The following is a 22,891-nucleotide window of genomic DNA, read 5'->3' on the forward strand; positions in this document are numbered from 1 at the left end:
CAGGCGGACACCGCCACCGTCCGAGCCCGCCCCGCCGGCCTACTCCCGATCGTCCCGTCGCCCAGACGCCCCCGGCCCACCCGGGGCTTCCGGCTCGCCCGGCGCTCCCGGGTTGCTCGGCGAGAGATCCGGCGTCACGGGCTCCGAGAGCGATGCCGCATCGCCCGGCTCAGACGCTCGACCATCGGGCCCGCGAGCCGTGGGCGCATCCGCTGACGGCGCATCCGGCGTGGGCGCGGCGGGTGACGGCGCGTTTGGCGCAGGGGCGTCCCCTGTGGGCTCGCCCGGCAACGCCTCGCCCGCCGAAGCCCCATCCGCCGCAGGGCCGGCCGCTGAAGGGCCGCCTGGGGCGGGGGGGCTCGTTGGAAGGACGTCCGGGATGGTGTCGGTGGCGTTCGGAGCAAGCGCGGGCGTGCCGGGCGGCGTGAGTGCAGGCCGGGGCTTGGGACGGAGTGCGCGTCCGACCCCCCGTACCGAAGCGACCACCACCCGCCCCCCACCCCCCACCAGCAGCGGCACCAGCAACACCCCCACGAAGATGGGCGAGGCCATGTACCGGAAGTCCTGAGCCGAGATGTTGGCCAGCACCGTGAGCTGCTGCCCCGCCACCACGGCCGCCACCCCCAGCACGTACCGGTTCCGCAACGCCAGCGCCCCCAGCGCCACGGCCAGGTACGACGCGTACGCCCACAACGCCCCCCGCCACAGCACCCAGTCGTACTGCGGCGCCAGCGCCCCGGTCAGCCACGGGTCGGCCACCTGGTTCAGCTCCCACGACTTCGGCCGCAGCGAGAAGACCCACCGCCCGGGGAAGTCGGGCACCTTGTTCGGCCCGACGTAGGTGTCGGCGTTGGGCCGCCGCGAGAACCGGTACGTCATCCCCCCGATGGCGAACTCGTCCTGCACGGGCCGCCACGCGATCGCCCCCCGGCACAGCCGGGTGTCGATGATCATGCGGGGTTCGGAGGTCAGGAGCCGTTTCCACAGGTCGAGCAGCTCGGAGGCGTGCGCGTCGGCCTGCGGCCAGCTGAAGTCCCGCCGCCAGATCAGCGGGTTGATCGTGTAGCAGGTGCCGCCGTCCCACCACCGCGTCAGCGGCGCCACGGTGGCCATCAGCGCCTTGTCCTGCTCGGTGAACAGCTCGGGATGGTCCCGGTACGCCACCGCGATGTCGCCGAAGGCCGTGTGGTAGACGTACGTCTTCGCCGGGGCCATGATGCCGAACTGCGGGAACACGAAGTTCGTGAGCACGAGCGGCAGGGCAGCGGCGAAGGTGCCGGCGAGCAGCAGCCGTACGCGCATGGTCGTGACGATCACCAGCAGCGCGAGGACGGCGACGCCCACGACGAGGAAGCCGTTCGCCCGGAACAGCCCCAATGCCGTGAAGAGCAGCCCGAGCCCGACGAGCGTGGGCACGGTGACGGCGCGTCTGGCCGCGATCCGGGCGCACACGCCCGCGACGGCGATCGCGCAGATCGTGAACGGCACGTCCTTCCACAGCGTGACCGAGAACGCGCCCACGGGCGGCGCCAGCGGCATGAGCATCGCCACGAGCGTGGTCGGCAGGCGCGGCGCGCCGAGCGCCTTGAGCGACTGCGCCAGGTACGTCAGCGCCGCCGCCATGGCGGTGGTCTGCGCGAACGTGACCGCGCCCAGGTCACCCGTCTTGGTGAAGCTCAGCGACAGCAGCGCGTCGTAGAGCACCGAGTGGTCGCTCACCCAGGGGCCGACGACGGTGTGGCTGAGGTAAAGGACCGAGTCGCGGCTGAACAGGCCGGGGTAGAAGGCCGCCCACCAGCAGGCGAGGACGGCCTGGACGATCAGGAAGGTCGGGATCGCGACCCACGGCCTTGGTTTCGCGGTGCCCATGGCCCGTCAGGGGTAGCTCACTCCGGGCTCAGGTTTTTCGCCGCGTAGCAAGGTCGGCACCGTGACAAGGTGGTAGCCCTGCTTCTTGAGCTCCTTGAGGATGGAGGGCATGGCCTTCACGGTCGCCGGGACCGTGTCGTGCATAAGAATCACTCCGTCGCGCTTGGCCAGCCTGAGCACGGCGGCCTTGATCTTCTTGGCGTCACGCAGCTTCCAGTCGAGCGTCGTGCCCGTCCAGAGCACCTGCGCGAGCTCCACCTGGTCGGCCAGGCCCAGCACGCGGTCGTCGGTGTGCCCGTACGGCGGGCGGAACATCGACGGCCGCAGCCCCGTGGCCTGCTGGATCGCGTCCTGCGTGGTCTTGAGCTCGTCGAGGATCTGCTCGTCGAGCAGCGTCGGCAGGGAGGCGTGCGACCAGGTGTGGTTGCCGATCGTGTGTCCCTGCGCCAGCGTCTGCTTGGCGATCTTAGGCCGCTGCTCCACCTGCTTGCCGACCAGGAAGAACGTGGCCTTGGCCCCCTCCTGCCTGAGAATCTTGAGCAGGGTCGGGGTGCCCTCGCCCGGACCGTCGTCGAACGTCAGCGCCAGGCACTTGACCCGGTCGCAGTCGACCGTCGCCGCCTGGGCGGGCAGCGAGGTCGTGGCCAGCACGGCCGACAGCAGGGCATTAATCACCACGGATCACAGCCTATGGCCAATGCCCGCAGACCGTGGAACACGCAGACGTCTCGGTCTGAACACGCTCATCTCCCGAGCCGGGCCCGCAGGAACAGCGTGATGCCCTTGAGCGACTTGACCGGCAGGTACCGCTCGGCTCGCACGACCGCCGACAGGCCCGCGTTGACCAGGAGCGGCATCTTCCGCAGGTCGCTGCCCCTGGACCGGCGCCGGTGCCGGGCGACGAGGGGGCGGAGCAGCACGTTCCAGCTCCAGACGCGATCGACCTTCAGCCCGGCCTGCTCCACCACGACGGTCAGCGATTCGCGGGCGTAGCGCCGTACGTGCCCCACCGCGTCGTCGTGGGCCGACCACAGCGCCATGTCGCACGGGACCGCGATCAGCGCGTGCCCGCCGGGCGCCAGCACCCTGGCGATCTCCTCCACGACCAGGTGGTCCTCGCGGACGTGCTCCAGCACGTCGAACGCGGTCACCAGGTCGAGGCTCCCCGGCTCGAACGGCAGCGCCCGCGCGTCGGCGCGCACGGCCTTGAGCCCGCGGTCCCTGGCCACCTCGACCGCAGTCGCGCACGAGTCCGTCGCGGTCGCCTCCCAGCCCTCCTCGACCAGCACTCTGGTGTTCCCGCCGCCGGCGGCGCCGATGTCCAGCGCCCGCCCGGGACGGCCCAGCCCGCGCAGCTCCCTGCGCAGGATGGCCCGGCGCTCGCGGTACCACCAGTGGGTGTCCTCGAGCGCGATCAGGCGGCGGATCTCAGTGGTTTCCATCGATCAGTTCCTCGTACGGGAGAAGACCCAGCGGTCCAGGGCGGTGAAGCGGATCAAGGTGAGCAGGCAGTACGTGCCGGCGACCGCGCCGACCTCGGCCAGCCGCCCGGCACCGCGGGGCAGCGCGAGCACGGCCATGGTGGTGAGGGCGTAGTTGGCCAGGAAGAGCGCCGCCGCCCGCACGTGCGTGGCGGTGCGCCGGTGGAATGTCCGGCGGCGGTTCGCCTCGGTGCTGACGACTCCGGCGAGGACGAGCGCGGCGAAATTCGTCACCGCCGGCGGACAGATATCGCGCAGCGGCAGATAAGCGAGCGCATACAGAATTGCGTTAACAACACCCATCGCGGCGAACGAGGTGAATTTCGCCATCGTCACCGCGCGCGGGCGCGCCACGACCGCGTCCGGATGCGTGGGCGTGAGCTCGGACCGCGCCACCTCGACGCGGGCCCGGCCCATCGACATCGACCAGGTAACCCTGGCCAGCCCCTTCAGGTCGTCGACGGCCGTCCTGAAGATCTTCACGCGCGAGTCGGTGTCCTCGATCCAGTCCACGGGCACCTCGTGCACGCGCAGGCCGTTGTGCTCGGCCAGCAGGAGCAGCTCGGTGTCGAAGAACCACGAGTCGTCCTCGACCTTGGCCATCAGCGGCCTGACCACGTCGGCTCTGGCCGCCTTGAAGCCGCACTGGGCGTCGCTGAAGCGGACGCCGAAGCCGTACCTGAGCAGGGCGTTGTAGGCGCGCGACACCACCTCGCGGCGCAGCGAGCGGCGGGTGCGCGCGCCGCGCGCCAGCCGCGTGCCGATGGCGATCTCGGAGTGGCCGCTGGCCACCGAGGCGACCAGCGGGAACAGGGCGCCGAGGTCGGTGGACAGGTCGACGTCCATGTACGCCACGATGTCGGCGGGGCTGTCCTGCCAGGCCGCGCGCAGCGCCGCGCCCCGGCCCCGGATGTCGAGCCTGCGGACGTGTACGCGCTCGAACTCCCCGGCCAGCTCGTTGGCGACCGGCCAGGTGGCGTCGGTGCTGCCGTTGTCGACGATCGTGATGCGCCACGGCAGCGGGAAGCCGTCGCCGAGGAAGCGCGCCAGCGTGCGGACGCAGCCGGGCAGGGCGCGCTCCTCGTTGAGCACGGGGATGACGATGTCGACGCTCGCCAGCCGGGCCGTGGTGTCGAGAACGCGGGGGCTCGGCTCCGTCGCGGCACGCGTTTGCATAGGAGTCCCTGATCCTGATCGGTGGCCGTACGTCCACGGAAATGTTCCTGGGGCCGTCCAGCGGGGCGCGCGCCGTTTCTCTTGCAGCATTCCGGGAGAGGGAAAGACCTTTACCGGGCGGTGAGCTGATAAACGGAGGAGGTCGAATTACGGAAGCGCAGTCGCGCGTATTTCCCCAATTCCGGGTTCGTCCCGGTGAAGAGCCACTTGACGCCGTAGTCCGCGGCGAGGCGCCGGACGTTCTCCGCCGTGGGCGCCCGGAAGACCGCGTCGTTCGCCGCCAGCCGTACGGGATCCGCGAAGGGCACCTCGAGATACGGCGAGACGAACAGCTCGGCCCGCGACAGCGTGCTCTCGGCGTACGCCCATCCCTCGACCAGCACCCGCCGCTCGGTGAACCCCGACACCCAGTAGTGCCGGCTGTCGCACCCGGGCGCTTCGACGGGGCGGCAGTGCAGGTCGGTGGCCACCACGTCGCCGGGCGAGGAGTGCGCGCGCAACCACCGCCCCGCCCTCAGCGCCCCCGCGGGGATCTCCATCTCGCGGTCCTCGGGCACCACCCGCAGGGCCAGCTCCCGCGCGGAGGCCGGCACCGCGTACCCCGCCAGCAGCGCCACCACCGCCAGCACGGCCCCGCGCCGCCACAGCAGCACCGCCGCCGCCACCACCCCGAGCACGAGGTACGGCACCACCACCCGCGCCACCGCGCCCCCGGGCACCTCGATCCACGCGGCGATCAGCGCGACCCCCGCCCCCGCCGCGACCATGGCCCACGGCACCCGCCGCCCGGCCACCCCGCACACCGCGGCCACCGACAGATAGGGCCGAACGCTCTCCAGGAAGTAGAGCTGCGAGTCCGACGGATGCCCGAGCACCACCGCCGCGCCGACCCCCGCCGCCGCCATGCCGAGCAGCAGCGACATGGACGGCTCCAGCACCCGCCTGCCCAGCAAGGCCACCCCGCCCCACACGCAGAGCAGGCAGAACAGGTGCACGACGGTCAGGACCAGCAACGGCGTCACCGGCACAGCGGCCAGCTCGGGCGCCCTCACCCCCGTCACCAGCCCCCAGAGCCCCCGCATCGCCGAGAACGGCGCGATCGTCGTCCCCTGTGACCCCCGCCCGAACACCACGAACTGCGCGACCAGCAGGCACGCCAGCGTGATCCCGGCCGCGCCGAGCCACGCGCCGGGCACCCGCCGCTCCACCGCCCACCGCACGGCCACCACGACCAGCAGCCCCGCGAGCAGCAGCGGCAGGAACGTGGCCTTCGCCCCGGTCAGCGCCAGCAGCAGTACGGCCGGCGCCACCCAGCACCGCCGCCCGCCGGTCAGCAGCAGGACCACGGGCGCGAACAACAGCGCCCCGAACGTCTGCGTCGGGCTGGCCCAGGCGGTGAACATCGGCCGCGTCGTGAAGACCACGTCCTCCTGAAGGACCGGGCCCAGCAGGAAGTACGCGACCCCGGCCGCCGCGACCCCGGCGCCCCAGCTCCCGCCCAGCCGCCGCCCGAGCACCGCCACCAGCACGACCATGGCCGCCGTCATCGGCAGCGTGGCCAGCCGGTAGACCAGCGTCACCGGCTCGATCCCGGTCACCCAGCTCGTGGCGGCCAGCTCGGCGTAGACGAACCAGTGGTAGGAGAGCCGCTCGCCCAGCACGGACGGCAGCGTGGGCGGCACGTGGTGCTTGACCTCGCCGACCAGCGCCAAGTGGTAGGGCAGGTCCACGTACGCGGCGGCGACCGGCACGCCGTAGAGGTGGAGCGTGCTCCACGCGATCAGGTAGGCGACGACCGCCGCCAGCGCCCACGCGCACCACGCGGGCATGTGCTCCCGGGCGGCCCCGCCCCGCCAGTGCCGCCGCAGCCGGGGCACGCAGGCGAACGCGCAGAGCACTCCCGCGGACGGCACCAGCACGAGCAGCGGCGCCCCGGCCGCCCTGGCCGGGATGTAGGCCAGGACCTCGACCGCGTACCCCAGCGCCAGCCCCGCCGCGACGTCCTCGGCCGTCGACCTCCCGCCGCCGGTCAGCGCCCGCCACAGCAGTGTGCCGGGCAGCGCCACCCCCGCCCCGAGATAGGCCGCGAAAACGGCCAGGTCGCGGGCGGAGACCCCGCACCACAGGAACACGGCCACCGCACCGGCGCACACGACCGCCGCGGGCGCCCACCCGAGCCACCGCCTGGACGACGCCGGCCGCCGGGCGAGCCAGGCCGCGGGTGGCGCGAACGTCATCTGATCACGGTCACCAGTCGCGTGAACTCGGCCGGGAGATCGAACCCGTCCCACACCCGGTGGAAGCTCAGCGCGCTCCCGATCGGCACCATGCGATCGACCCCGCGCCCGCCCAGCTCTCTGGCCAGCTGCTCCAGCTCGGCCCTGGCGAACCCGAAGTGCGTCATCGTCTGGTCCCGCCGCTCGACCAGCGAGGCCAGCTGGGCCAGCGACCCGAGCCTGGCGTGCGCGAACGTACCGGCGCCCAGCCACTGCCTGGGCGCGGCGGCGGCGGCCGACAGCGTCACGTTGGCCAGCGCGTTGCCCCGGAACTCGATGCTCTCGGCCAGTCCGTCGGCGGCCAGGCCGTAGGTGGAGACCCGCTTCTCCACGGCCATCGCGGCGTCGACGCCCCACCCGCGGACCGCGACCACGCGCGACACGTGCTCGCAGAAGTCGGTCCGCGCCGTGTCGCAATCGCCCTCCGCGCCCACCCAGAACACCGTCCTGGGCGAGGAGCAGGCGGCCTGGTCGAACCAGTAGGTGTCGTTGACGAAGCCCTCGGCCACGGTGACCCGCGCGGCCCTGGGCGCGCACAGCCAGGCCGCCGCCCCCACGACGGCGAACGAGGAGCGGTCGGGGAAGACCAGGTCGCGGGCGTGCGGGGCGAGCGGGTGCCGCCGCATCTCCTGCACGGTGCGGTCGCCGCCCCACACCACCCGCAGGTCGCAGGCGGCGGAGAGGGCGGCGGTGACGCAGTCGCTGCGACCGTAGGAGACGATGCGCTGGGTCGCCGCGATGACGTGGTCGGCGTCGGTCAGCGCGTCGTGCAGCGTCTCCAGGATGACCTCGGCGACCGCGCCGGAGCGCGGCGAGAGGCGTACGACGTTGCGGTTTCCCATCAGGGCCGACAGGGCCCAGGAGTAGACGAAGACGGTGTCGACGTTGGCGGGCGGGATGTGGAAGACCATGCCGCGCGGGACGCGTACGTGCTCGTTGGCGAGGCCGTCGACGGTGCGGGCCAGCTCGCTGGGGCGCAGGAAGAAGCCGAGCGAGCCCAGCTCGGGGTGGCGCCGCGCCAGCGCGGGCCGCAGCAGCCGCTTGCCGAAGGACGCGAGGAACCCGCGCACCCGCTCGTCGCCCACGTCGAGCCCGCCGCGCAGCTCGGCCAGCAGGTCCTCGGCGGACGCCGGCGCGGCGGCGGGAAAGCGCACGTCGAGCTTCGGGTCGTCCAGCATCAGGCCCGTCCCATGGTGTCGCTGCAGCCGCGCGCCTCGGCCCTCGGCAGCCGGCCCAGGACCTCGAACCGCTTGCCCGGCCAGCATCCGTCGTCGACGCCGCGCACCACGCCCAGGTCCTCGGTCAGCAGGACATGGCCCGGGTAGGACGTGGGCAGCGTGCTGACGACCTCGATCAGCCCCGGCTCGCCGACGGGGGCCTCCTGCCAGGTCTCCGGGTCGCGGACGACGACATCGGCGAAGTCGGGGCAGTAGAGCCCGTCGCCGTCGGGCCCCTCCAGGAAGACGGTCCCGATCTGCTCGACCATCCCGTAGAAGTTGTGCACCCGGGTCAGCCCGCACTCGGCCGCCAGCCGCCGCCGGAACTCGGCGTTGTCCACCGCCTGCTCGGCCAGCCGCTTCCAGCCGCCGGAGTGGACCAGTACCCCCTGCGACAGGTCGGCCCCGAGGTCGCGCAGGTGGAGCCAGACCATGAACGTGAACCCGAAGATCAGGAACCGCTCGCCGCCGTGGCGCGCCAGGAACCCCTTGACCGCCTCGGCGTCCATCCGCCCCCGCTCGTCGAGCACGAACGTGTGGTCCCTGCCGAAGTTCATCATCCCGAGCACTCCGGCCCCGCGGGCGCTCAGCGTGGGGTCGCGGACGACCGAGCGGCTGTCCACGATCAGCATCGGCAGCCGCCGCCCGCCCAGCACCTCTCTGAGCGTGGCAGCCAGCATCCGGGGCTGCGTCGCGGCGGCCTCGCGGTCGAGGTAGACCCGGCTCGGCCGCTGCCCGGTGGTGCCGCTGGAGGTCAGCACCCTGAACACCTGGTCCTCGGGCACGCTGCGCAGCTCGTGCGTCTTGAACAGCCGCACCGGCAGCCAGGGCAGGTCCGCGAGCCGCTCGTACGGGGGCCTGGCCTGAATGGCGTCGAGCACGCGCCGGTAGGGGGCGCACGCCCGCCGATGCCGCTCGGTCAGCGCCGCCAGCTCGCTCACCAGCGCCGCCTCCCGCTGAGGCTCCGCCAGACTGAAAACGCTCATCCGCCACCCTCCGCCCGGTCGGGGACACCCGTGAGCCCGGCGCGCCGCGCCGGGCGGCCGCCCGGGGAGCGTGGCGGGGCCGTCATGTGCGGGACTCCAGGGCGCGGTAGTCGACCTTGCCGGTGGCCAGGAGCGGAAGGCTGTCGACGGCGCGCACGTCGAACCCGCTCCAATGGACCCGCAGCTCGGCCCCCAGCTTGCGGGCCAGGCCCGCCCGGCCGGCCGCGTCGAGGCCCTCGGCCCACACGGTCACGCGGTCGTCGCCGCTGGTCGCCGCCACCGGGACGGAGCCGCGCAGCAGGCGCTCGACGTCGTCGAGGTTGACCCGCACGCCGAAGATCTTGGCGATGCGTTTCAGCCGCCCGGTGAGGTAGAGGAAGCCGTCGGAGTCGAGCCGGCCCAGGTCGCCCGTGCGCAGCACCCCGCCCAGGTCGTCGCCCCTGGCCAGGTCGGCGGCCGTCTCGGCGTAGCCCATCATGACGTTGGGCCCGTGGTAGACGACCTCGCCCTCGTCGATGGTCAGCCGACCGCCGGGGATGGCCGGCCCGGCGGAGCCCGGTTTGTCGGACAGCCGGTCGGGCGGCAGGACGGCGATCCGGGCCGTGGCCTCGGTCTGCCCGTACATCACGAAGAACCGGTCGGCCTGGCCCGCGAACTCCTGGACCAGGTCCTGGCCGAGCCGCCCGCCGGCCTGCGTGAGGGTGGCGAGCGCGGGGTGCTCGGAGCGGTCGTAACGCAGCCGCCGCAGCATCTCGTACTGGTAGGGGACGGCCGCCAGCGACGTGCACCGGTGGGCGTCCAGATGCGTCCAGAACGAGCGCTCCAGCAGCCCCGCCTCCGTCAGCATCACCGTCGCCCCGGCGACCAGGTGGCTGTTGAGCACGGACAGCCCGTAGCTGTAGTGGAGCGGCAGGCTGGTGGGTGCGATCTCGTCGGGGACGATCGACAGGGCCGTGGCGATGGCGGTGGCGTTGGCCAGCACGGCCTGGCGCGACAGGCGGACGAGCTTGGGGTTGCCGGTCGAGCCCGAGGTGGCGAGGAGCACGGCGAGGTCGGGATGCGGCTCGGGCGCGTCGCGGCGCGGCGGCGAGCCGTCGGCCGCGTGCGTGAACCCGACCAGCGCCGCCGGCCGGAACCGGGCGATCAGCTCGGTCAGCGCCCCGGGAGCCAGGTCGGGGTCGAGCAGCGCGATGGGCCGGCCCGACCGCCAGGCGGCGAGGTAGCGCAGGACGGACGTGAGGTTGTTGCGCATGCCGCAGAACAGCGGCCCGGGCCGCAGCCGGGTCAGGGCCTCCGCGGTGCGCGCGACGTGGCCGGCCAGCTCGTCGCCGCCGAGGCCCGCCGCCTCTCCCGCGACGACGAGCCGGGCCTGTGGGTGCGGGATCATCACAGCACCAGCCCGCCGTCGACGCCGATGATCTGGCCGGTGACGAAACCCGCGTCGGGCGAGAGCAGGAACGCGGTCACGCGCGCGACGTCGGCAGGCGTGCCGAGCCGCCCGAGCGGGGTCGCGGCGACCGTGGCCGCCCGGCTCTCCTTGTCGAGCGTGGCGAGCATGTCGGTCTGGATGTAGCCGGGGGCCACGGCGTTGATCCGGATGCCGGTGGGCCCCAGCTCCTTGGCGGCGGCCTTGGTGAGGCCGATCACGGACGCCTTGGTGGCGGAGTAGACCGCCTGGCCCGCGCCGCCCATGCGGCCCATCATCGAGGAGACCAGGACCACCGCGGGGGAGCTGCCCCGCCGCAGCAGCCTGAGCGCGGACTGCAGCGTGTACGTCGCGCCGACCGCGTTGACCTGGAAGAGCCGCTCGACCGTGTCGTGGTGGGCCATGCCGAGCGGGCCGGCCGCGTGGATGCCGGCGTTGATCACGAGGGCGTCGAGGCGGCCGTGGCGCTGGTAGATCTGCCGCATCACGGCCGAGACGGCGGCGGCGTCGCCGACGTCGCAGGCGACCGAGTCGGCCGCCCCGCCGGTCTCCTCCGCGACCTCGGCGGCGGCCTTCGCGGCGCGCTCCTCGTCGCGGCCGTGGAGCACGACGTCGTGGCCCGCCCGGGCCAGCGTGGTCGCCACGGCCCGGCCGATGCCCGCCGTCGAGCCCGTGACCAGGACGACCCTGGCCTCAGATGGCGGCGGCGCCGATGCCATGCTTCTCCAGCAGCCCGGCCGCCTCGGCGAACGAGCTCATGTCGATCATCTCGTCGGTGTCGATCATGACGGAGAACTCGTCCTCCATCGCGGCGATCAACGCCATGTGGGCCAGCGAGTCCCACTGGGGGATGGCGCGGTATTCGAGCCCGTCGACGTCGGCGTCGGCCGGAAGGTTGAGCGCGCTGCGGAAGACGGCCCGCAGGCGGTCGAGATGACTCATGATCACTCACTCTCTGTCCTCAAGCCACGACGTAGTGTAGCGGGAATTGCGAGCCAGGAGAAAACCAAGGCCCCCTCTCGGGTAATGGAACCGTATAACGAGGCGTGGCACCCGTTGAGGGCTGGGAATGTCGGACGGGACACGGTCCACCGTACGGGGGGAATGATGGACGAATCCAATCACTGGTACGGGCACTCTCGCATAATCGGCCGATACTGCGGCCTGTCGGACGAGACGCCGAAACGCATCCAGGGCTTCCTCCAGCACGGATGGAACTATCTCCACGGATTTCCGCCCAACGACCACTGGTGCAGCCCTGGATATCCCCGTTTCATCTGGTCTGACGTGCTACGTCGCCGAGGCTGGTCGATGGGTCGCAGGGGACACTACCTCATCGGTGCGCCGTGGATTTACCTCCTTCATCTGGAGCCTGAGCTGGGCGTGGTCCCTGAACGCAAGGGTACGATCTGGTATCCCTTTCATGGCTGGGAAAAGCATTCCGTCAGCGGTGACCATGCCCGGTTGGCCGACGAAATCCGAAATGTCGAGACCGGTCCGGTCACGGTCTGCCTTTATTGGCTGGAATTCGCGAATCCGGACATTCGACGAGCGTACGAATCAAGGGGATTCCGGGTCATCTGCCATGGCGAGCGCGGCTCCCGGTGGGAGGGAAAGGGACGCGACTTCCTGCGCAAGCAGCTGGTCCAGTTGCGACGCCACCGCAGGGTGGCCTCCAACCGGCTCGGCAGCGCGCTGTTCTACGGCGCCTCGGTGGGATGCGAGGTGGCGGTGTACGGGGATCCGATGCAGTTCGAGGACGAGCGTCCCGAGTACGGGGGGACGGCGCGCCGCATGCGGCTCTGGCCGGAGCTGCACGGCACGCGCGTCGACACCGGGCTGGCGTCGGAGGTGGCGCGGCGCGAGCTGGGATTCGAGTATCAGGCGACACCGGAGGAGCTACGGCGAATGTTCGGATGGAAGCGAGGGGCCCGCACGTGATCACGGGGGAGGCGCCCGAGAACGTTCGGCTGATCGGCGGGGAGATGCTGCTGTGGTCCGACATGTCCAACATGGGTGGCATCACGGACTGGCGGGGCGCGGCGCTGGAGCTGGTCGGCCGGCTCGTCCCGGACAGCGGCAGGGTGCTGCTGGTCGGCCCGCATCCGCAGGTGCTGGTGGACGACGTGGTCACGCGGGCCCCGTCGGCCGCCGTGCTGCTGCGCTCCTACCCTGACGCCTGCGCGCTGGGCGAACGGCACCCGGGGCTGGCGGTCTTCTGCGGGCGGCTGGAGGTGTTCGCCGCGGAGGAGCCGTACGACCTGGTGCTGGCCCTTGACGGGCTGCTGCGCACGCACTCCGCGGAGGCGCCGGCGGCGGCCTGGAGCGAGTCGCTGGGGGCGCTGGCCGAGCTGGTCGCGCCCGGCGGGCGGCTGGTGCTCGGCGTACGCAACGACCTGGGCGTCGACCGGTTCCTGGAGGCCAGGCCCGCGGACCGGGAGGGCGCCGACGACCAGTGGGCGCCGCACGGCTTCGACCCGAGCTACCCCAGCGGCCCTGAGGCGCTCGACCGCGGGCTGGAGTCGGCGGGGCTGCGCGTGCGGCGGTGCTACGCGGCCTATCCGGGCAGGCAGGCGCCCCGGGCGTTGCTGTCCCGCGAGGTGCTGGCCGCCGACCTGCCGGACGCCCTCACGTTCCCGCTGAGCGCGCGTGGCGGCGACCGGATGCTGGTGGCCGACCCGCTGCGGTTGACCCGGCTGGTGTTCCGGCACGGCCTGGGCGAGGAACTCGCGCCGCTCTGGCTGGCCGTGGCCAGCGCCGCGCCCGGCGACGATGACGACGTGGAGCTGCCGCTCGGGCTGGTCGAGGAGGGCTCCGCCCTGTACGAGCTCACCGGCGGCGGCGCCAGGCGGCTGCCCGACGGTGAGGAGCGGCCGGTCCCGGCGGGCCGGGTCGTCGAGGAGATCCTCGTCGAGGCGTGCGCCCGCGAGGACGTCAGGACCGTGCGCGAGCTGCTGGCCCGGCTCTCCGAATGGCTGGAGGCGGGCGGCGACGTGTCGGCCGCGACCGACAGCCTGGTGTACGACGGCGAGCGGTTCGCGGCCATCAGCCCTTCCACCGGCCCGTCCACCCCGCCCGCCCCGAGAGTCGTCCTGTGCCGGATCCTGTGGCGGTTCGCGGTCAGGCTGCTGGCGGCCGGTCACCACCACCCGTGGCCGTGGCCGCTGGAGGCCGACCAGCTCGCACTGACCCTGTGCGGCATGGCCGGCCGCCCCTGCGACCAGGGCGACCTCGACCGTGCCCGCAAGCTGGACGCGGAGCTGGGCTGCCCCGCCGAGGTGGCGGAGCACGCCCCCACGTACCGGGATCTGCTGGGCGCACGGGACCGCCTGGCCGACCAGCTCACCGCGGCGCTGGCCAGGATCTCGCGCCTGGAGACCAAGCTCTCCTACCGCGAACGCGAGCTGGTCAGGGCGAAGGCCAAGCTACGCAGGACCCAGCGCAAGGCCAGCGCCTTCCGCAGGACGCTCGGATATCGCCTCTCCCGCCGCCTGGCGCGCCCCGGCAAGGTCGCCCGCAGGGTCATCCGCCTCCTGTCCGGCTGAACGCAGACACAAGGAAGAGGAATAGGTGTGCCGGTTCTTTCGGTGATCGTTCCGTTCTACAACGTCGAGAAGTACATCGGACCCTGCCTGGATTCCATCGCCGCCCAGACGCTGGGCGATCTGGAGGTGATCTGCGTCGACGACGGCAGCGGCGACGGCGGCCCGGCGGTCGTCGAGTCCAGGCAGGCAGACGACGGCCGGATAAGCCTCATCAGACAGGACAACATGGGCGTGGGCCGCGCCCGCAACGTCGGCGTACGCCGGGCGACCGGCCGCTACCTGGCCTTCGTGGACGGTGACGACACCGTTCCGCGCGACGCGTTCAAACGCCTGGTGACCTCGCTCGAAGCCACCGGCTCAGACCTGGCCTGCGGCAACGTCATGCGGCTCTACCGCAACCTGCTCATCCCGTCGTGGGCCCACCGGGAGGCGTTCGCCAAGCCCGTGAAGAGCACCCACATCACCCGCCACCCGCTGCTGATCCGCGACCGCATGCTGTGGAACAAGGTCTACCGCCGCTCCTTCTGGGAGCGCCTCGGCCTGAGCTTCCCCGAGCGCATGTACGAGGACCAGCCGGTCGCGATGGCGGCCCACGTGGGAGCGGGGTCGGTCGACGTGCTGGCCTCGATCGTCTACCACTGGCGCCAGCGCGACGAGCCGGGCACCTCGATCACCCAGCGCTGCCTGGAGCCCGACAACCTGCGCGACCGCCTCCTGTCGGTGCTGGAGACCGCCTCCCTGCTGGGCCGCGGGGCGCCGGGGCTCAAGGTGGACTTCGACCGCGACACGCTGGACATCGACCTGGCCGTCGCCGTGGAGGCCATGGCCGCCATGGGCACGACGGCGGACCCGGCCCTGCTCGACATGATCGTCCGCTACCTCGACGGCGTGTCGCGCGAGGCCTGGCAGAGCATCCCGTTCGCGCAGCGCCTCCAGGTCCACCTGCTGCACCAGCGCCGCCTGGGCGAGCTGTCGTACGTGTTCACCCAGGACCGCTGCGGCCAGCTGCAGCCGCGCGTCGGCGCGGCCGGGCTGCTGCGCAGGCGCTGGTACGGCAGGCACCCGTCGATGCCGCCGCACCTGTCGGAGGTCTCCGGCGAGCTGGCCCTGGCCGCCCGGCTGGTCGACCTCGACTGGCGGGACAGCGTGCTCTGCGGCGCCGGCCGGGTGGCGGTGGGCCGGTTCGACGTGGGGGAGCTGCGCCGCATGCGCGTGCGGGTCTGGCTGGAGGAGCGCAGGACCGGCGAGACCATCCCGCTGTCCGACGAGGAGAGCGCGCCCACCTGGGAGAACGTGGTGCAGGAGGACGGCGGCGCGCTGCCGGAGCACGCGTTCCCGTTCCGCTTCGCGTTCGACCCGGCCGCGTTGAAGCCCGCGCAGCTCGCCAGGCGCGGCCGCTGGGACCTGTGCGTCCAGCTCAGAGGGCATGGGCTGCGGCTCGCCGGCCGGGTGGCCGGGCCGCGCTGGCTGCCGCCCCTGATTCCCGCGCCAAGGCGTAGGTCGGGCGTGTGGCTGGTGCCGATCCGCAGCGCCAAGGGCGCCTGGGGCCTGCGCCTGCGCAAGGCGCGGGCGACCATCGGCGAGTGCCGGGTGGACGGCGGTGACCTGGTGGTCTCGGGGGAGATCACCGACATCGGCGACGGCGAGCCGGTGCTGCGGCTGCGGCGCAGGAGCGACGGCGAGGAGATGTACTTCCCGGTGACGCTGGCGGGGCGCGACTTCCACGCGCGGGTGCCGCTGGCCGACATCGACGAGAGCGTCGGCCACGAGTCGTGGTGGGAGGTCGTCATCGACCAGGGCAAACCCATCCGCCCGCTGGTGCGGACCGGGCAGCGGCCGGTCGCGACCGTCGCGGCCCGGCGCTTCCTCGTCGACCGGGGCGAGGACGGCTGCCTGCTGCTGGCGGAGCGCTAGCGCAGGATGGCCGCCAGGGTCTCCACGACCCGGTCCTGCTGGGCGTCGGTCAGGTCGGGGAACAGCGGCAGCGACAGCTCCTCGGCGTAGTACGCCTCGGCGCGCGGGCAGAGCCCACGCCGGTAGCCGAGGTCCTCGAACACCGGGTGCCAGTACGCCGGCAGGTAGTTGACCTGCACGCCGATGCCGGCGGCGCGCATGCGTTCGTAGACCTCGCGCCGCCGGCCGTCGCCGACCCTGACCGGGTAGAGATGCCAGCTCGGCCGCACGTACGCGCGCTGCGCGGGCAGGGTGAGCCCCGGCACGTCGCGCAGCAGCGCGTTGTAGCGCGCGACGAGCTCGGTGCGCCGCTCGCGGAAGCGCGCCAGCCGCCGGAGCTGGCTGACGCCCAGCGCGCACAGCACGTCGGGCAGCCGGTAGTTCAGCCCGAACTCGTGCACCTCCTGGTGCCACCCGCCCACGTCCGGCTCGCGCTGGTCGGCGGGCTCCCTGACCAGGCCGTGGTTCCTGAATCGGGCGGCCCGCCGGAACCGCGAAGGGTCGGCCGCCGCCACCGCCCCGCCCTCCGCCGTGGTCACGGTCTTGGTCGGGAAGAACGAGAAGGCCGTCAGGTCGGCCAGCGCCCCCACGGGCCGGTCCTTGTACGCGGCCCCGATCGAGTGCGCCGAGTCGGCCACCAGCACCGCCCCGGCCGGGCCGGCGACCGCGCGCAGCTCGTCGTAGTCGGCGGGATGGCCCGCGTAGTCCACGGCCGTGACGACCCGCGTCCTTGGGGTGACCAGGGCGGCGACGGCGTCGGGGTCGAGGTTGCCCGTGTCGGGCTGCACGTCGGCGAAGACCACCCGGGCGCCCAGCAGCGCGGCCGTGGCGGCCGTCGCCACGAACGTCAGGGGCGAGGTGACCACCTCGTCGCCCGCCCGCACCTCGGCCGCCACGTAGGCGACGTGCAGCGCGGCGGTGCCCGACGTGACCGAGACGCACGGCACGCCGCCGGTCCAGCGGGCCAGCTCCGCCTCGAACAAACCGACCGCGGGCCCGGTGGTCAGCCAGTCGCCGCGCAGCACCTCGGCGACCGCCTCGACGTCGGACTCGACGATCGACTGCCGTCCGTAGGGAAGCATCAGCGGGCCACCATGGCGCGCAGGTCGTCCACCGAGAGCCATTCGTCGTTGGTGTCGGAGCGGTAGGAGAAGCCCTCGGGCAGCGGCTCGCCGGTCTGCGGCGGCATGTAGCCCCAGGTCGCGATCGTCGGCTGGACGATGTAGCGGTCGGCCAGGCGGAGCGTCCTGCGGCCGTCGTCCGGCCCGATCATCTCCTCGTGCAGCTTCTCGCCCGGCCTGATGCCGATCTCGTAGATCGGGCTGTTCGGCGCCAGTGCCTCGGCCAGGTCGGTGATGCGCATGCTCGGCAGGCGCGGCACGTAGAGCTCGCCGCCCCGCATGAGGTCGAACGAGTCCACCACGAACCGGACCGCCCGATCCAGCGTGATCCAGAACCTGGTCATGCGCTTGTCAGTGATCGGCAGGCTGGCGCCCTGCTCGGCCAGGCGCAGGAAGAGCGGCACGACCGAGCCCCGGCTGCCGACGACGTTGCCGTAGCGGACGACGGAGAAGCGGGTCTCGTGGGCGGCGGCGTAGTGGTTGGCGGAGACGAAGAGCTTGTCGGCGACCAGCTTCGTGGCCCCGTACAGGTTGATCGGGCTGGAGGCCTTGTCGGTGGAGAGCGCGACGACCTTGCGCACGCCGCTGTCGATCGCGGCCTCCACCACGTTCTGTGACCCCGCGACGTTGGTGCGGACGTACTCGAACGGGTTGTACTCGGCCGTGTCCACCTGCTTGAGCGCCGCCGCGTGGACCACGTAGTCGACGCCGTGCATGGCGCGGGCCAGCCGGTCGCGATCCCTGACGTCGCCGATGAACCAGCGCAGGCGCTCGTCGTCGCCGAAGAGCTGCCTGGTCTCGTACTGCTTGAGCTCGTCGCGGGAGAAGACCACCAGGCGCCGCACCCCCAGCGAGTCGAGTGCGTTGCGGATGAACGCCTTGCCGAAGGACCCCGTGCCTCCGGTGATCAGAATCGACGATCCACTGAGAATGCTCACGTGGCCCCCTGGATTCGCGCTTACGCGCCGTAGTCGTTCGAGCAGGGCGGTAGCATAGCGCGATCGGCCAGCGACACACGGTCACACGGGGGATTGGGGCTTCGGTGCGCATTGTCGGGATTGTTCAGGCACGGATGGGCTCGACACGCCTGCCGGGCAAGGTGCTCCGGGAGCTGGGCGGCCGGTCGGTGCTGGAATGGGTGGTCCGCGCCGCCCGCGAGGCGGGCACGCTCGACGAGCTCGTGGTGGCCACCACGACGGAGCAGGCCGACGACGCGGTGGTGGCCGAGTGCCGCCGTCTCGGCGTGTCGTGGCACCGGGGGCCGGTGGACGACGTGTTGACGAGGTTCATGGAGGCGCTGGCAGGGCGGCGGTGGGACGCGATGATGAGGTTCACGGCGGACTGCCCGCTGCTGGACCCGGCCGTGATCAGGGAGGCGGCGCTGGTGTTCCGCGCCGTGCGCGGGCTCGACTACCTGAGCACCGCGCTGACGCGGACGCTGCCGCGCGGGCTCGACGTGGAGATCGTGAGCAGGAGCGCGCTGGAGCGGGCCGACGCCGAGGCCGCCGACTTCCACCGCACCCACGTGACCTCCTTCGTCTATTCGCATCCGGACGACGCGCGGCTGCTCGGGCTGGCCTACCAGCCGGTCGCCGGCGACCTGCGGGTGACGCTCGACACCGAGGACGACTGGCGGCTCATCTCCCGGGTGGTCGACGGCCTCGGCGACCGGTGCGTGCCGTTCGGGACGCTGGTGAGCTGGCTGCGGGAGCGCCCCGAGGTCTGCGGGCTCAATGCCCACGTGCGGCAGAAGGAGCTCCAGGACGCGTGACCCGGGTCGGCTTCCGGTGTGACGCCGGGGTGCGCAGCGGGGTCGGCCACCTGGTGCGGTGCGTGGCGCTGGCCGAGGAGCTGTGCGCGCGGGGCGTCGAGGTGGTCTTCCTTGGCGAGGTGCGCGGGTCCGCCTGGGCGCTGGCCCAGCTGCGCGAGCGCGCGCTGCCGCTGGTGCCCGCCCCCGAGGAGCCGGCCCGGCTGGCGGCGCTGGCCCGGGAGCTCCGGCTGGACGCCGCGGTCCTCGACTCGTACGACCTGCCGGAGGGGACGGGGGCGGCGCTGCGGGGAGCGGGCCTGACCGTGCTGGGGATCGTGGACGGCGACCCGCTGGGCCAGGAGGCTGACCTGTACCTGGACCAGAACCTGGGCGCGGAGCACCGCCCCTTCCCTCTGCCCGCCCGGCGCCTGGCCGGGGCGCGTTACGTACTCCTGCGTGACAGCGTGCGCGGGCGCGGGCGGACGCGTCCGGCGGGGCCGGTGCCGCGCGTGCTCTGCTTCTTCGGCGGCACCGACAGCGCCGGCGTCGCCCCCGCCTGGGCCGGGGCGCTCCTGGCGACCGGGCTGCCGTTCGAGGCCACGGTCGTCAGCCCCACGCCGTTCGAGGCGGGCGGGCCGATCGCCGTGATCCCGCCGACGGATCGGCTGCCCGAGCTCATGGCCGGGGCCGACCTCGTGCTCACCGCCGCCGGATCGGCCGTCTGGGAGCTGCTCCACCTCGGCGTGCCCACCGCCCTGACCTGGGTGGCGGACAACCAGCTCATCGGCTACGAGGAGCTCGTCGGCCGGGGCGTCGCGGCCGGGCTCGGGCGCGCGGCCGACGCCGCGGCGGTCGGCGTGCTCGCACGGCTGCTCACCGACCCCGCCGCCCGCGAGGAGCACGGGCGGCGGGGCCGTGGCCTCGTGGACGGCAAGGGCAGGGAGCGCGTCGCCGACGCGCTCCTTAGATCAGATCCCAGGTGAGCGGCGTGCCGTAGGGCACGTCCTTGCTGAACTGCCGCCCCATGACCACCGTGGCCATGTCCGGAGGCAGGCCGCCCGCGGGCCGGATCGACCGTACGTTGTCCGGGGTCACCACGTCGCCCTTGCGCACCTCCTGCACCACGTAGAGCGACCGCCGGAAGCGCAGCCCCTCGAGCTCGGACGGCCGGGGCCCGATGATCAGGTCACCCAGCGACAGCCACGCCCGCCGGCTCTCGACCACCAGCGCCGCCAGCTCGTCCGGCTCCAGCGAGAAGGCCGCGTCCACCCCGCCGTCGGCACGCGACAGGGTGACGTGCTTCTCGATGATGCACGCCCCCAGCGCCACGGCGGCCAGCGGCACCCCGATCCCCGGCGTGTGGTCGGAGAGCCCGACCGCCACGCCGGTGAGCGCGCTCAGCACCATCAGCGACCGCAGGTTGCTCTCGTCGGGGGAGGCGGGGTAGCTCGCCGTACAGGACAGCAGGAGCAGTTGGGTGCAGCCCGCCTCCCGGGCGGCGGCCACCGCGGCGTGGATCTCGCCGAGCGACGCCATCCCGGTGGAGATGATCACCGGCTTCCCGGTGGCGGCCACGAGCCTGATCAGCGGCAGGTCCACGATCTCCGATGAGGCGATCTTGTACGCCGGCACCTCCAGCTTCTCCAGGAAGTCGACCGCCGTGGGATCGAAGGGCGTGGAGAACGCGGTGAGCCCGTGGTCGCGCGCCCGCTCGAAGATCGGCTTGTGCCACTCCCACGGCGTGTGGGCGCGCTGGAAGAGCCGGTAGAGGCTCTCGCCGCCCCACAGGTCGTGCCCGTCGCCCACGCGGAACGCGGGCCCGTCGCAGTCGATGGTCAGCGTGTCGGGCCGGTAGGTCTGCAGCTTCACCGCGTGCGCCCCGGCCGCCGCCGCCGCGTCGACGATGGCCAGGGCCCGCTCCAGGCTCCCGTTGTGGTTGCCGGACAGCTCGGCGACGATGAACGGCGGGTCGTTCCGCCCGATCGGCCGCCCCTCGATGGTGATCATGGCTGCTCCTTCACGAGCCGGATGGCCACGACGTCGCGGGACTCGCCGTCGACGTCCCGCAGGTAGGCCCCGACCTCCAGGAAGCCGAACCGCCTGTGCAGTCGCCTGACCGCCTCGTTGCAGGCCAGCACCTCCCCGCGCAGCGTCGTCAGGCCGAGCGTCCCGAAGGCGTGGTCGATGGCGGCCCGCTCCAGGCCGATCCAGGCCCGCAGCAGCTCCCCCGACTGCTCCAGGCCCTCCAGGTCCAGGTAGAAGCCCCAGGAGGCGCTCTCGGACGACAGGCCGAAGAAGGTCACCACGCCTGCGGGGTTTCCTTCGTGCTCGTAGATCAGTACGCGCTTGCGCGTGTCGGCCCGGGTGGCCTCCCACCACTGGGCGTGCTCGTCCTCTCCGATCTTGTGCGTGGCGAAGCTGGCCGCTCGTACGCGCGGATGGTTGCGCCATCGCCGCATGGACGGCAGATCTTTGTCCTCGACGCCTCTCAGCACCGCTCCCCCTACTATTGGTGTCCAATCAATTGCACAACGTAGCCGATTATGCGTCCGGTAAAGAGCTGATCAGGGACACGGAATCCGTGGAGTGGTCAAGGCATGCTGCCCTCGAACCCACATCCCGAGAGCCAAGGAGCAAATCGGATGATCCCCCTGCTCAGCGTGGTCGTCCCGATCTACAACGTCGAGCCGTACATCACCGAATGCCTGAAGTCGCTGGCCGCCCAGACCATGGACGACATCGAGGTCATCCTGGTCAACGACGGCTCCGACGACGGCAGCCGGCGCGTCGCCGCCGACTTCGTCGCGCGGGACGGCCGCTTCGTCCTCATCGACCAGCGGGACAACCTCGGGCCGGGTCCCGCGCGCAACGTGGGGATCCGGCAGGCCCGCGGCACCTACCTCGCCTTCGCCGACAGCGACGACGTCGTGCCGCCGGAGGCGTACGCGCGGCTCGTCGGCACGCTCGCGGAGACCGGCTCCGACCTGGCGTGCGGTGCGGTGGCGCGGCTCGTGGACGGCGTGCTGGAGGAGTCGATCCTGCACGAGAAGGCGTTCAGGCGGCCGGAGCTGTGCACCCACATCACCGACAAGCAGGTGCTGGTCAGGGACCGCACGGTGTGGAACAAGGTCTACCGGCGCGACTTCTGGGAGCGCAACGCGCTGGCCTTCCCCGCCGGCATCTACGAGGACGTGCCCGTCGCCATGCAGGCGCATGTCCTGGCCAACAGCGTCGACATGGTCGGCGACGTGGTCTACCACTGGCGCAAGCGGGACGCGGGGGAGACCTCGATCACGCAGCGCCGGGCCGAGCTGCCCAACCTCTGGGACCGGCTGGCCGCCATCCGCGCGGTCCGCTCCTTCCTCGACGAGCGGGCGCCGGAGCTGCTCGACGGCTTCGACGCGCTGGTGCTGGAGAAGGACATCGTGTTCCTGTTCCAGGCTCTGGAGGGGAGTGAGGAGTCGGTGGCGCTGCTGGAGCTGGCCGACGCGTGGCTGGCCACGCTGAGCCCGAAGGCGCTGGCCACCGCGCCGTCGCTGCGCCGCTTGGAGCTGCACCTGCTCAGGCGCGGCCTGGTGACCGAGCTGCGCAAAGTACGCGAGTTCCGGCGCACCTGCGAGGACGGCACCCGCATCGTGCCGCGGGGGCTGCGCATCACCAACTGGTACGGCGACTATCCGTACTTCCGCAAGCGCCGCCGGCTCCGGATCCCGGACGAGGTGTTCGACGCCCGCGACGAGCTCAAACTGGTCGCCAGGGTCGAGGAGTGCGCGTGGACCGGGTCCGAATACCGCCTGCGCGGGCAGGTGGCGATCCACCGGGTCGACCGCAAGGTCGGCAAGGTCAACCTGTGGCTCAGCGACGGCCGCCGCCGGGTGCCGCTGGAGGTGCGGCGCGCCGGCCGCTACGGCGTCTCCGCGGCCTTCGACCCCACGCGGCTCGAAGGCGGAGGGCCGACCTGGCGGCTCATGGTGCGCACCGAGACCCGCGGTCTCGTGCTCAAGAGCTGGTTCAGGGACGGGGAAGCGAACTCCGCGTGGCGGTTTTCCGTGCCGGGTAGGTCAAGAAGCGGCATGGACATCACCCAGTAG

At 72.5% G+C, this 22,891-nt stretch carries 20 protein-coding genes; 6 read left to right on the forward strand and 14 right to left on the reverse strand.

What is annotated here, in order from left to right; translation table 11 throughout:
• Positions 1-39 precede the first annotated feature (39 nt).
• From ACIBI9_RS11820 to ACIBI9_RS11865, 10 genes are all read right to left on the reverse strand, one after another.
• A complete protein-coding gene (locus ACIBI9_RS11820) occupies positions 40-1,869 on the reverse strand; it encodes a hypothetical protein (protein ID WP_397221945.1) in 1,830 nt (609 codons plus the stop codon).
• 6 nt (positions 1,870-1,875) lie between these two features.
• Positions 1,876-2,547, reverse strand: a complete 672-nt coding sequence (locus ACIBI9_RS11825) for a polysaccharide deacetylase family protein (RefSeq protein ID WP_397221946.1) — start codon at positions 2,545-2,547, stop codon at positions 1,876-1,878.
• A gap of 65 nt (positions 2,548-2,612) precedes the next feature.
• Positions 2,613-3,311: a class I SAM-dependent methyltransferase gene (locus ACIBI9_RS11830; protein ID WP_397221947.1), complete on the reverse strand. Its 699-nt coding sequence runs from the start codon at positions 3,309-3,311 to the stop codon at positions 2,613-2,615.
• Between the two features lie 3 nt (positions 3,312-3,314).
• Positions 3,315-4,526: a glycosyltransferase gene (locus ACIBI9_RS11835; RefSeq protein WP_397221948.1), complete on the reverse strand. Its 1,212-nt coding sequence runs from the start codon at positions 4,524-4,526 to the stop codon at positions 3,315-3,317.
• 110 nt (positions 4,527-4,636) lie between these two features.
• Positions 4,637-6,763 (reverse strand): hypothetical protein, encoded by a 2,127-nt coding sequence (locus tag ACIBI9_RS11840; RefSeq protein WP_397221950.1) that lies wholly within the window; start codon positions 6,761-6,763, stop codon positions 4,637-4,639.
• Positions 6,760-7,980 carry an acyl-CoA reductase gene (locus ACIBI9_RS11845; protein WP_397221951.1) on the reverse strand — a complete coding sequence of 407 codons (1,221 nt, stop codon included), beginning with the start codon at positions 7,978-7,980 and terminating at the stop codon, positions 6,760-6,762. Before ACIBI9_RS11845 ends, ACIBI9_RS11840 begins: the two co-directional genes overlap by 4 nt.
• Positions 7,980-9,005 carry an acyl-protein synthetase gene (locus ACIBI9_RS11850; protein ID WP_397221952.1) on the reverse strand — a complete coding sequence of 342 codons (1,026 nt, stop codon included), beginning with the start codon at positions 9,003-9,005 and terminating at the stop codon, positions 7,980-7,982. The genes ACIBI9_RS11845 and ACIBI9_RS11850 overlap by 1 nt, the downstream gene beginning before the upstream one ends.
• A gap of 82 nt (positions 9,006-9,087) precedes the next feature.
• Positions 9,088-10,392 (reverse strand): AMP-binding protein, encoded by a 1,305-nt coding sequence (locus ACIBI9_RS11855; RefSeq protein WP_397221953.1) that lies wholly within the window; start codon positions 10,390-10,392, stop codon positions 9,088-9,090.
• Positions 10,392-11,150 (reverse strand): SDR family NAD(P)-dependent oxidoreductase, encoded by a 759-nt coding sequence (locus ACIBI9_RS11860; RefSeq protein WP_397221954.1) that lies wholly within the window; start codon positions 11,148-11,150, stop codon positions 10,392-10,394. The genes ACIBI9_RS11855 and ACIBI9_RS11860 overlap by 1 nt, the downstream gene beginning before the upstream one ends.
• Positions 11,125-11,373 carry an acyl carrier protein gene (locus ACIBI9_RS11865; RefSeq protein WP_397221955.1) on the reverse strand — a complete coding sequence of 83 codons (249 nt, stop codon included), beginning with the start codon at positions 11,371-11,373 and terminating at the stop codon, positions 11,125-11,127. The genes ACIBI9_RS11860 and ACIBI9_RS11865 overlap by 26 nt, the downstream gene beginning before the upstream one ends.
• Positions 11,374-11,535: 162 nt before the next feature.
• Between ACIBI9_RS11865 and ACIBI9_RS11870 the strand changes: the two genes are divergently transcribed.
• The 3 genes from ACIBI9_RS11870 to ACIBI9_RS11880 are packed head-to-tail and all read left to right on the forward strand — an operon-like array spanning position 11,536 to position 15,890.
• Complete coding sequence (locus ACIBI9_RS11870) at positions 11,536-12,372, forward strand: hypothetical protein (RefSeq protein ID WP_397221956.1); 837 nt, start codon at positions 11,536-11,538, stop codon at positions 12,370-12,372.
• Positions 12,369-13,976 (forward strand): hypothetical protein, encoded by a 1,608-nt coding sequence (locus tag ACIBI9_RS11875; RefSeq protein WP_397221957.1) that lies wholly within the window; start codon positions 12,369-12,371, stop codon positions 13,974-13,976. Before ACIBI9_RS11870 ends, ACIBI9_RS11875 begins: the two co-directional genes overlap by 4 nt.
• A gap of 27 nt (positions 13,977-14,003) precedes the next feature.
• Complete coding sequence (locus ACIBI9_RS11880) at positions 14,004-15,890, forward strand: glycosyltransferase family 2 protein (RefSeq protein WP_397221958.1); 1,887 nt, start codon at positions 14,004-14,006, stop codon at positions 15,888-15,890.
• Here the strand turns inward: ACIBI9_RS11880 and ACIBI9_RS11885 are convergent.
• Positions 15,887-17,011, reverse strand: a complete 1,125-nt coding sequence (locus tag ACIBI9_RS11885) for a DegT/DnrJ/EryC1/StrS family aminotransferase (RefSeq protein WP_397221959.1) — start codon at positions 17,009-17,011, stop codon at positions 15,887-15,889. The two genes, ACIBI9_RS11880 and ACIBI9_RS11885, sit on opposite strands and share 4 nt — an antisense overlap.
• Positions 17,011-17,988, reverse strand: coding sequence for a UDP-N-acetylglucosamine 4,6-dehydratase (inverting) (pseB, locus tag ACIBI9_RS11890; protein WP_397221960.1), 978 nt, complete (start codon positions 17,986-17,988; stop codon positions 17,011-17,013). Before pseB ends, ACIBI9_RS11885 begins: the two co-directional genes overlap by 1 nt.
• A gap of 104 nt (positions 17,989-18,092) precedes the next feature.
• Here pseB and ACIBI9_RS11895 point away from each other — a divergent pair, with 104 nt between their 5' ends.
• Together ACIBI9_RS11895 and ACIBI9_RS11900 are read left to right on the forward strand one after the other, a co-directional pair.
• Positions 18,093-18,821 carry a cytidylyltransferase domain-containing protein gene (locus ACIBI9_RS11895; RefSeq protein WP_397221961.1) on the forward strand — a complete coding sequence of 243 codons (729 nt, stop codon included), beginning with the start codon at positions 18,093-18,095 and terminating at the stop codon, positions 18,819-18,821.
• Complete coding sequence (locus tag ACIBI9_RS11900) at positions 18,818-19,783, forward strand: PseG/SpsG family protein (RefSeq protein WP_397221962.1); 966 nt, start codon at positions 18,818-18,820, stop codon at positions 19,781-19,783. The genes ACIBI9_RS11895 and ACIBI9_RS11900 overlap by 4 nt, the downstream gene beginning before the upstream one ends.
• Here the strand turns inward: ACIBI9_RS11900 and pseI are convergent.
• Positions 19,764-20,807, reverse strand: coding sequence for a pseudaminic acid synthase (gene pseI, locus ACIBI9_RS11905; protein ID WP_397221963.1), 1,044 nt, complete (start codon positions 20,805-20,807; stop codon positions 19,764-19,766). The genes ACIBI9_RS11900 and pseI overlap by 20 nt on opposite strands.
• Positions 20,804-21,295: a GNAT family N-acetyltransferase gene (locus tag ACIBI9_RS11910; RefSeq protein WP_397221964.1), complete on the reverse strand. Its 492-nt coding sequence runs from the start codon at positions 21,293-21,295 to the stop codon at positions 20,804-20,806. Before ACIBI9_RS11910 ends, pseI begins: the two co-directional genes overlap by 4 nt.
• Before the next feature lie 147 nt (positions 21,296-21,442).
• On the opposite strand from ACIBI9_RS11910, the gene ACIBI9_RS11915 reads away from it, so the two are divergent.
• Complete coding sequence (locus ACIBI9_RS11915) at positions 21,443-22,891, forward strand: glycosyltransferase family 2 protein (protein WP_397221965.1); 1,449 nt, start codon at positions 21,443-21,445, stop codon at positions 22,889-22,891.

It is taken from the genome of Nonomuraea sp. NPDC050451 (genome assembly GCF_044458585.1).

Bases quoted from the DNA above. Each gene is read 5' to 3' on its own strand.
- ACIBI9_RS11820 (WP_397221945.1), bottom strand. From the start codon at position 1,869: ATGGGCACCGCGAAACCAAGGCCGTGGGTCGCGATCCCGACCTTCCTG.
- ACIBI9_RS11860 (WP_397221954.1), bottom strand. From the start codon at position 11,150: ATGGCATCGGCGCCGCCGCCATCTGAGGCCAGGGTCGTCCTGGTCACG.
- ACIBI9_RS11845 (WP_397221951.1), bottom strand. From the start codon at position 7,980: ATGCTGGACGACCCGAAGCTCGACGTGCGCTTTCCCGCCGCCGCGCCG.
- ACIBI9_RS11865 (WP_397221955.1), bottom strand. From the start codon at position 11,373: ATGAGTCATCTCGACCGCCTGCGGGCCGTCTTCCGCAGCGCGCTCAAC.
- ACIBI9_RS11830 (WP_397221947.1), bottom strand. From the start codon at position 3,311: ATGGAAACCACTGAGATCCGCCGCCTGATCGCGCTCGAGGACACCCAC.
- ACIBI9_RS11835 (WP_397221948.1), bottom strand. From the start codon at position 4,526: ATGCAAACGCGTGCCGCGACGGAGCCGAGCCCCCGCGTTCTCGACACC.
- ACIBI9_RS11915 (WP_397221965.1), top strand. From the start codon at position 21,443: ATGATCCCCCTGCTCAGCGTGGTCGTCCCGATCTACAACGTCGAGCCG.
- pseI (WP_397221963.1), bottom strand. From the start codon at position 20,807: ATGATCACCATCGAGGGGCGGCCGATCGGGCGGAACGACCCGCCGTTC.
- ACIBI9_RS11840 (WP_397221950.1), bottom strand. From the start codon at position 6,763: ATGACGTTCGCGCCACCCGCGGCCTGGCTCGCCCGGCGGCCGGCGTCG.
- ACIBI9_RS11855 (WP_397221953.1), bottom strand. From the start codon at position 10,392: ATGATCCCGCACCCACAGGCCCGGCTCGTCGTCGCGGGAGAGGCGGCG.
- ACIBI9_RS11870 (WP_397221956.1), top strand. From the start codon at position 11,536: ATGATGGACGAATCCAATCACTGGTACGGGCACTCTCGCATAATCGGC.
- ACIBI9_RS11885 (WP_397221959.1), bottom strand. From the start codon at position 17,011: ATGCTTCCCTACGGACGGCAGTCGATCGTCGAGTCCGACGTCGAGGCG.
- ACIBI9_RS11850 (WP_397221952.1), bottom strand. From the start codon at position 9,005: ATGAGCGTTTTCAGTCTGGCGGAGCCTCAGCGGGAGGCGGCGCTGGTG.